The following is a 7,421-nucleotide window of genomic DNA, read 5'->3' on the forward strand; positions in this document are numbered from 1 at the left end:
TCCGCGGTCGATGAGTCTTGACCCCGACTCGCGTTTTTCAGGCCTGGGCTCTTGCCTGGCGTCGATAGGCCGCGGGGGTGAGGTCCATCGCCTTGCGCATCGCTCGGGTGAGCGCGCTCTGATCGGAGTAACCGGCGCGATGGGCGAGCTCTGCGACAGGCAGGTCAGTGACAGTCAACAGATGACACACGAAATTCAGTCGTGTCGCGGTCAGCCATGCGCGAGGCGACTTGCCGACGGACTCATGAAAGATGGCGTGCAATCTGCTGACGCTGACGCCCGTCCTCTCTGCCATGACTTCCACCGTCCACTCCTTCGAAGGATCGGCCTCGACCGCCGCGAACAAACGCGCCAACCTCGAAGGCAGCTGGGGCTCCTCGCCCAGCAGGGCGTCCAGCAGCAGGGGAATCCAGAGCTTCAACCGGTGCGGAAGCAAGCGCCCTCGATTCATCACCGACTCCATATAGGCGACCAGGTTGGCCGCCTCGGGCGTCATCGAAATGAAAGGGCGCGAGGCCAACCGATCCGACAGCCGCGCGTCCAACTCGCTGGGGAACAAGTCCAGGATGAGCGAACGATTGGCGACGTCACTCACCTGATCGTGCCAGGAGCCCGCCTCGACATAGGCCGCAATGCTTCGGTCGATAACGGAATGACGGCCGGCGATGTCCATCGACAGCTCACCCGCCAACGGCAATACGATCTGCGCAAAGCGATGACAATCCGCGGTGCTGTGCGCCCCATAGGAACGGATGGCGATGGAACTGGTGGAGACAGCGGTCATGATCGCATTGTACCGCCAAAATCCAGGTCTTTTGCGTAGGAACTCTCCGTTCGTTCGGCGCCGTCGCCCGCTTCTCTCGTTTCTCCAGTTTCTGCAAGTTGAGGAACAGGAACCCCTCGCGCACTATGCCCTCATGCGTGCAACACACGACTCTCCGCTGCTTCCGCCGGGTCAACATGTTCGCTCGGATTTTCCTCGCTTCGGCGTGGTCGCTTTCGCGAAGCGGACGCTGCGAGCAACCGAGATCCGCCTCGAAGTTATCGGTGCAATCGAACAACCCGTCGTGCTGACAGCCGCCGATCTCGCGACGCTACCTCGCGTGACGCAGACGACGGACTTTCATTGCGCGGCGGGCTGGAGTCACCTGGCAAATGAATGGAGTGGCGTTCGATTCAAAGATGTTTGGGAGAAGTTGATTCTGCCCAAGGCGCGCCCGACGACCGACATCGCGCTCGTCATACTTCGCTGCGAGGACGGTTTCCGAACGGCACTGCCGCTCACCGATCTTCTTGCCGATGACGTGTTGCTCGCGGACCGGCTGAACGGCGAGGCGCTGACGATGGACCACGGCGCACCGATCCGGCTCGTCGCTCCCGCGCACTATGGATACAAAAATGCCAAGCATCTCACCCGCATCGAGTTGGGCGGCGACGACCGAAGCTACCGCGCTTTGCTGCGTGTCCTCGATCACCCGCGAGCCCGTGTGGCATACGAAGAGCGCGGCCCGTATCTGCCGGGATGGCTCCTGCGTCATGTCTTTCGACCGTTTATCGGCCGGATTGTCCGACAGATCCAGGAACTAGGATCGCGTCGTTAACCGATTCTCCCGCTCTCGCGATTGCAACGGCGCACGCTTTGTCGCAGCATCCAACGTTGCACCGTCGACATCGCTGAAGGGATGCGTCAATGACCGACACACTCGCCACTCGCTCCGGGCCGCCAAACAACTTCAATCTGGCTGACTTTCCGGACGCGCCGCTGTCGCTCGAAGCCGCGCGAGCGGATGCTTACTTGCAGCCACTCGCCGACATCGACGTGGCCAACCCAAAACTGTTCCATGCGGACGTCGTGTTCCCCTACTTCGAACGGCTGCGCCGCGAAGATCCAATTCACTACGTCGAGAGTCCGACGTTCGGCGGTTACTGGTCGATCACCCGCTACAACGACATCGTGGCGGTCGACATGAACCATCAGCAGTTCTCGTCGGAGGCATCGCTGGGCGGCATCACCATCGCAGCGACTGCCAACACTGCTCTGCCGATGTTCATCGCCATGGACCCGCCGAAGCACGATGTGCAACGAAAGGCCATTCAACCGATCGTGGCGCCACCCAATCTGCGTAACCTCGAGCCACTGATCCGAACCCGCGCGGCCGCGATCCTGGACGATCTGCCGATCGGCGTCGAATTCGACTGGGTCGAAAAGGTTTCCATCGAGCTCACCGCCATGACGCTCGCGACGCTGATGGATTTCCCGCAGGAGCAGCGGCGCAAACTGACGCGCTGGTCGGACGTCGCCACGGCGGTTCCGGGCGGTGGAATCATCGATCGAGCCGAGCAATGGGTCGAAGAAATGACCCAATGTTTCCAGACATTTCAAATGCTATGGCATGAGCGCGCGGCGCGCCCGCCAGGCAACGATCTGATTTCGATGCTCGCGCACGGAGCGGAAACTCGAAACATGCCGGCCTACGAGTACCAAGGCAACATCGTGCTGCTGATCGTCGGCGGCAACGATACGACGCGCAACACCATCACCGGCAGCGTGCTCGCCCTGAATCGAAATCCCGATCAGTACCAGAGACTGCGCGAGCACCCGGAGCTGGTCGGCAGCATGGTTTCCGAGACCATTCGTTGGCAGACGCCTCTCGCCCATATGCGAAGGACCGCCGTGCAGGACGTCGAGCTCGGCGGCAAGCTGATTCGCAAGGGCGACAAGGTCGTCATGTGGTATCTATCGGGCAACCGCGACGAGACGGTCATCGACCGCGCTGACGATTACATCATCGATCGCGAACGGCCTCGCCAGCACGTTTCCTTCGGCTACGGCATTCATCGCTGCGTGGGCAATCGCCTCGCCGAACTGCAGTTGCAGATCGTCTGGCAGGAAATCCTCAAGCGCTTCCCGGTCGTGGAAGTCGTCGGCGAACCTGAACGCGTGTACTCGACATTCGTGCGCGGCTATCGATCCCTGCCCGTGAGGATCCCGCGTCGACTCTAGCACGGGAAGACTCTATAGGCTGGACTCACAGGAGCCTGTGCCATGGCCGCAACTCAATCCACGATGCTCGATCTCGGTACGCCCGCGCCGGACTTCCGGCTTACCAGCTTCGACGGCAAGGTGAGCGCGCTCGATGATTTCCGTGATGCGCGAGGATTGGTGGTCGCATTCATTTGCAATCACTGCCCCTTCGTCAAGCACATCCGCAACGAATTTGCGCGATTTGCACGCGAGTATCAACCGAGGGGGATAGCTGTCGTGGCGATCAACTCGAATGACATACAGGCCTATCCCGCTGACGGCCCGGAAGGAATGTCCGCGGAAGCAAAGAGCGCGGGATATACGTTTCCGTACCTGCTCGATGAGACGCAAGCAGTCGCGAAGGCGTATCGCGCGGCCTGCACGCCGGATCTGTTTCTATTCGACGGGCAGCGCAAGTTGATCTATCGCGGCCAGTTCGACGACAGTCGACCCGGCAAAGGCACGCCCACGGGCGCCGACCTGCGCGCTGCATGCGATGCTCTGCTCGGCGGCGCCGAGGCGCCGAAGAACCAGAAGCCGAGCATCGGCTGCAACATCAAATGGAAGAAATGAGCCTGGATGTCGTATCGTCGGAAAAATAGTGTCCGACGCTATCATTGACACCTTCATAGTCTGACGACAGTCGCGTTCCTTTCAGCCGCCGCTGTGCTATACGCGTCGCTCAATCAGCAGTTCAGGGTTTTGTCACGGATGAATGTCATGGCTTGGCTTACGGCAATTCTTCCAGCGGCGGCATTAGCTAGCAGCCTCGTAGGCTCGACAGTCCCGCCGTATCCCGATGGGCTCAAGGATATAGGCGGCTCGTGCATTGCCCGAGCACTGCGGGGCACCGACAGGTCATGTGACTTTTCCATCGGCATCCTCGCGGATTCGAATGACGTTCCCAAAATCCTCTATGGCTCACGACTGGCGGGACGGGACGAGTCGAACCATGCGCTCTGGACCATTACCGACGCCATGCCTTACCCCGAGGTTCCAGAGGGCTACACTCTGGCCGTCGCCAGCTGTCAGGACAATGGCGAGCGGGATGAAGGCATCGTTGCCGTCGTTCGGCTCGCGGAAACTGAGTGGCTCACCGAGGTTCTCTGGATCAGGCGTTATAACTTCGGCACGAAGAAATTCATCGAGCATCCGAGCGCGGGCGTTCGTTGTATCAACGAAGGCTGGGGACTGTGACGCATGGAACCGTCGACGCGCGCGCCCCCTGGGGACGCGCGCGTCGTTCAGCGATTGCTCGATTACATAGCGAGCGTCCAATTCACCGATTGAGTGAGAGTCGTGCCGTTGGTGAGCACGACAGTCCACTCGATCGGCGCGCCCGCCGCCTGCGGCAGCACTGCGTCAGCGTTCGGGCACAACAATGCGCGCTGATTTGCTTGGTCCGGCGGCAGCAGCTGGCAAGTGCCCGGGTAGCTCAGCGGCAATGTCACACCATTCGCAGTCGCCTGCGCCGATGCGGGAGTGGTATTGCGCGGCAGAGTCACGGCCGCATCGAAGTGCTGCGTGGGAACGAAGCTGCCCGCCGCCGGAGATAACTCGAGCGCGCCGGTCACGATCAGCTCGGCGGTCTCGATGTCGGCGACCACTTCGAAGTTATTGCCGGGGCCTCTGACGGTCACCATCTTGGTCGGGTAGTTGAGCAGATCCGGAGCGACCGAAGGCAGCGCATCCGACTCCGTGACCGTGCCGGCTCCCTCGAACTGCACACTGATCTCATCGACGTCCATGGTGGACGGCAGCGGCTTGTTGTCAACGCTCCGGAAATTGAACATGCCGTTACCATTGTCGGCGTGAGAGTCGATCGCGATCGAGATACCTTGCGTTGGCTGCGCACTCTCAAAGACCACGCCGCCCGACACCAACCGCACGCGCGCCTCGTTGGCATACGGTACGTAGAACCCAAAGTCGGAGGTGCCCGTCTCCCAGTCTGGCGTGTTCGTGTTGTACACGTAAGTGCCAGTGAGTCGCTGACCCAGCACGATCGCACCGTGAAGCAGAGTCCCTGGGTCGTTTACAGAAGTGACTCGAGCCGTCAAGCGCACGCGAACCGTCTCAGCCGCGGCTGGCGCGCACGCCAAAGCAGACAACATCACACCGCTGAAAAACACTGCTGCCGTTTTCATGGTTCTCCCTAACGTCAATGGATGATTGATAAAGCGCGAATCCGTCACGCGCGACAGAGATTGATCAGGAGAGTTTCAGTGCTGAAGCGAGCGGCGCGGAACGCGCCACCAAGTTGCAGCTCACGCCCAGTCCCTGGTCTTCCCTGCTGCGGATTTCGCCTCTTGCGAAATCGATGGTTCCAGATTCGCGGCCTTAAATAACAGATTGTCGTGACATTTGCACAGTCACTGCGGAAGATACGCACGACCGAGGAATTCCATCGTGCCCGAACGTACACCTCTTATCTTGCTGCCCGGCCTGCTATGCGATGCGCGACTGTGGCGCGATCAAGCTCGCGATCTCGGCGACATTGCCGATTCAACTGTCCCGGATCTCACACTCGATGACACTGTGAGCGCGATGGCCAGGCGCGTGCTTGACGCCGCTCCCGAGCGCTTCGCGCTCGCTGCGTTGTCCATGGGCGGCTACGTGGCGTTCGAGATTTTTCGCCAACAGCCAACACGCGTGAGCAGGCTTGCGCTACTGGATACTAGCGCGGCTACGGATACGCCGGAGCGTACGGCGCAACGATTGGCTGGCATGGAGTCGTTGAGGCTTGGGCGTTTCTTCGGTGTGACTGCGCGAATGTTGCCGCAACTGGTTCACACGCGTCATGTGCAAGGCCCGGTTGGCGAAGAGGTGCGTTCGATGGCCAAGCGGGTGGGTGGCGATGCATTCCTGCGTCAGCAGAATGCGATTCTCAACCGACCCGACTCGCGACCGTTGCTGGCTTCGATCGACGTGCCGACGCTCATCGCCGTCGGCGATTCCGACATCCTCACGCCGCCCAGCGATGCGGAATACATGCATCGACACATCGCCGGCGCGACGCTGCATACATTTGTTTCCTGCGGGCATCTGCCGCCGATGGAAGCGCCCGAGGAGACTTCGGCGGTGCTGCGTCGGTGGCTGTTGGGCTGACTGTCCAGCCGGGTTCATCGTTTACACCAGTCCAGGTCCATCCTTTACACCGGGACATAGGTAATCTTCTTGGTGCGCAGGTCGATGCGTCCGAGTAGGTGCGCCATAAACCATACGGACCACAGGCCGTCGTCGACTTCTTCCAGCGCGACGAGTTCTGAACACAAGGCGGTGCTGACGAACAGCAGCCCGCCTTGCCATTTGATCGAACCGTCGGTGCGGACACGGCGCACTGCGCAGTGCGCGGGATACTCAGGCTTGGGCACGCGAGCCGGATAGCTTCGAGCGCTGCAAGCATAGAGCTGGCTGGGCGTGCGATCCTGCAGCGCTTGGTGCGGACGCTCCTCGTTGTACTCTCGGCGAAAATGCTGGAAGCGGCGTTGCTGAGCGCGCAGGTTAGCGGCGGGTGGTCGGGCAGTCTCTGCCTTCAAGGTACGGTGCATCCGCTCATGCGCGCCATTGTCTTGCGGGCAGCCAGGCCGGGAGCGCCGCAGCTCGATGCCCAGCTTCAGCCATGACACTGACAGGCGCGATAACCCCGTCAGACCGGTGCCAGCAAACGGCGCGCCGTTGTCGCTGTGAATAGCGCGAGGCAGGCCGTAGTGTTTAAACAGCCGATCCATGCGCTGTTGGACCTGAGAACCCAGGATGCGCGGCTCGCCGTCACAGCCCAGCAGATAACGACTGGCACTATCCATCACCGTCAGTGGATAACACCAACGAGCGTCGCCCATGCGGAACTGACCTTTGAAGTCGATCGTCCACACCTCGTTAGGCACCTCGATCAGGCCAACGCGGCGGCCGCCTCGACTACGCACTGGACGCCGTCGTCGCGGTTTACTCAACCCCTGCCGTCGCAGCAGATCCGCCACTGCCGATCGCGATGGGCCGGGCTGCAAATGCGTGTTCCGATATCGACGCAACAACTTACGCGGTCCCCACTGCGGATGCGCCCGGCGCTCCGCGAGTAGCCACTGGGCCACCTCTTGCGGCATGCGGTGCGGACAGTGGCGCGCAGCTCGAGAACGTTCCTTTAGCCCCGCCATCCCTTCAGTGCGATGACGTTCAACCCACTTATAGCCTGTCGGCCGGCTCACGCCATACAGCCGGCACAGCTCTGCCATCTCAAACCGGCCGGTCGAGTACGCCAGCACGAACTTGCATCGTTGATCCATCGCATCGGTCTCGTTCCAGGCCATGGCAAAACCTCCTCGGTTCGCCAAGCGTGAACTACACCGGTGTAAACGATGAACCTGGACTGATGTGTAAAGGATGAACCTGGACCATACCG

General features: G+C 61.0%; 8 protein-coding genes. 5 read left to right on the forward strand and 3 right to left on the reverse strand.

From position 1 onward, the window contains the following. Positions 1-37: 37 nt before the first annotated feature. Entirely contained in the window at positions 38-784 is a 747-nt protein-coding gene (locus tag VGD45_RS12060) for an AraC family transcriptional regulator (RefSeq protein ID WP_331155554.1), read from the reverse strand. Between VGD45_RS12060 and VGD45_RS12065 the strand changes: the two genes are divergently transcribed. The 4 genes from VGD45_RS12065 (at position 759) to VGD45_RS12080 (ending at position 4,222) form a co-directional block, all read left to right on the forward strand. Next, entirely contained in the window at positions 759-1,601 is an 843-nt protein-coding gene (locus VGD45_RS12065; RefSeq protein WP_331155555.1) for a molybdopterin-dependent oxidoreductase, read from the forward strand. The genes VGD45_RS12060 and VGD45_RS12065 overlap by 26 nt on opposite strands. 89 nt (positions 1,602-1,690) lie before the next feature. Then, a complete protein-coding gene (locus VGD45_RS12070) occupies positions 1,691-3,004 on the forward strand; it encodes a cytochrome P450 (protein WP_331155556.1) in 1,314 nt (437 codons plus the stop codon). A 42-nt stretch (positions 3,005-3,046) separates the two neighbouring features. Further along, a complete protein-coding gene (locus VGD45_RS12075) occupies positions 3,047-3,598 on the forward strand; it encodes a thioredoxin family protein (RefSeq protein ID WP_331155557.1) in 552 nt (183 codons plus the stop codon). A gap of 147 nt (positions 3,599-3,745) precedes the next feature. Further along, the gene (locus tag VGD45_RS12080; protein WP_331155558.1) at positions 3,746-4,222 is read left to right on the forward strand and encodes a hypothetical protein; all 477 of its coding nucleotides are present in this window, start codon (positions 3,746-3,748) and stop codon (positions 4,220-4,222) included. A 62-nt stretch (positions 4,223-4,284) separates the two neighbouring features. On the opposite strand, the gene VGD45_RS12085 is transcribed toward VGD45_RS12080, so the two are convergent. After that, the gene (locus VGD45_RS12085) at positions 4,285-5,169 is read right to left on the reverse strand and encodes a hypothetical protein (protein WP_331155559.1); all 885 of its coding nucleotides are present in this window, start codon (positions 5,167-5,169) and stop codon (positions 4,285-4,287) included. A gap of 262 nt (positions 5,170-5,431) precedes the next feature. Here VGD45_RS12085 and VGD45_RS12090 point away from each other — a divergent pair, with 262 nt between their 5' ends. Continuing rightward, positions 5,432-6,130, forward strand: a complete 699-nt coding sequence (locus VGD45_RS12090; RefSeq protein ID WP_331155560.1) for an alpha/beta fold hydrolase — start codon at positions 5,432-5,434, stop codon at positions 6,128-6,130. 44 nt (positions 6,131-6,174) lie between these two features. On the opposite strand, the gene VGD45_RS12095 is transcribed toward VGD45_RS12090, so the two are convergent. Further along, positions 6,175-7,421, reverse strand: a 1,247-nt coding sequence (locus VGD45_RS12095; RefSeq protein ID WP_331155561.1) for an IS481 family transposase, incomplete at its 5' end; no start/stop codon positions are given.

Source organism: Steroidobacter sp. (genome assembly GCF_036402275.1).
GTDB lineage: Bacteria > Pseudomonadota > Gammaproteobacteria > Steroidobacterales > Steroidobacteraceae > Steroidobacter.

Coding starts and splice junctions, on each gene's coding strand:
- VGD45_RS12070 (WP_331155556.1), top strand. CDS start 1,691: ATGACCGACACACTCGCCACTCGCTCCGGGCCGCCAAACAACTTCAAT.
- VGD45_RS12060 (WP_331155554.1), bottom strand. CDS start 784: ATGACCGCTGTCTCCACCAGTTCCATCGCCATCCGTTCCTATGGGGCG.
- VGD45_RS12080 (WP_331155558.1), top strand. CDS start 3,746: ATGGCTTGGCTTACGGCAATTCTTCCAGCGGCGGCATTAGCTAGCAGC.
- VGD45_RS12085 (WP_331155559.1), bottom strand. CDS start 5,169: ATGAAAACGGCAGCAGTGTTTTTCAGCGGTGTGATGTTGTCTGCTTTG.
- VGD45_RS12065 (WP_331155555.1), top strand. CDS start 759: ATGGAACTGGTGGAGACAGCGGTCATGATCGCATTGTACCGCCAAAAT.
- VGD45_RS12075 (WP_331155557.1), top strand. CDS start 3,047: ATGGCCGCAACTCAATCCACGATGCTCGATCTCGGTACGCCCGCGCCG.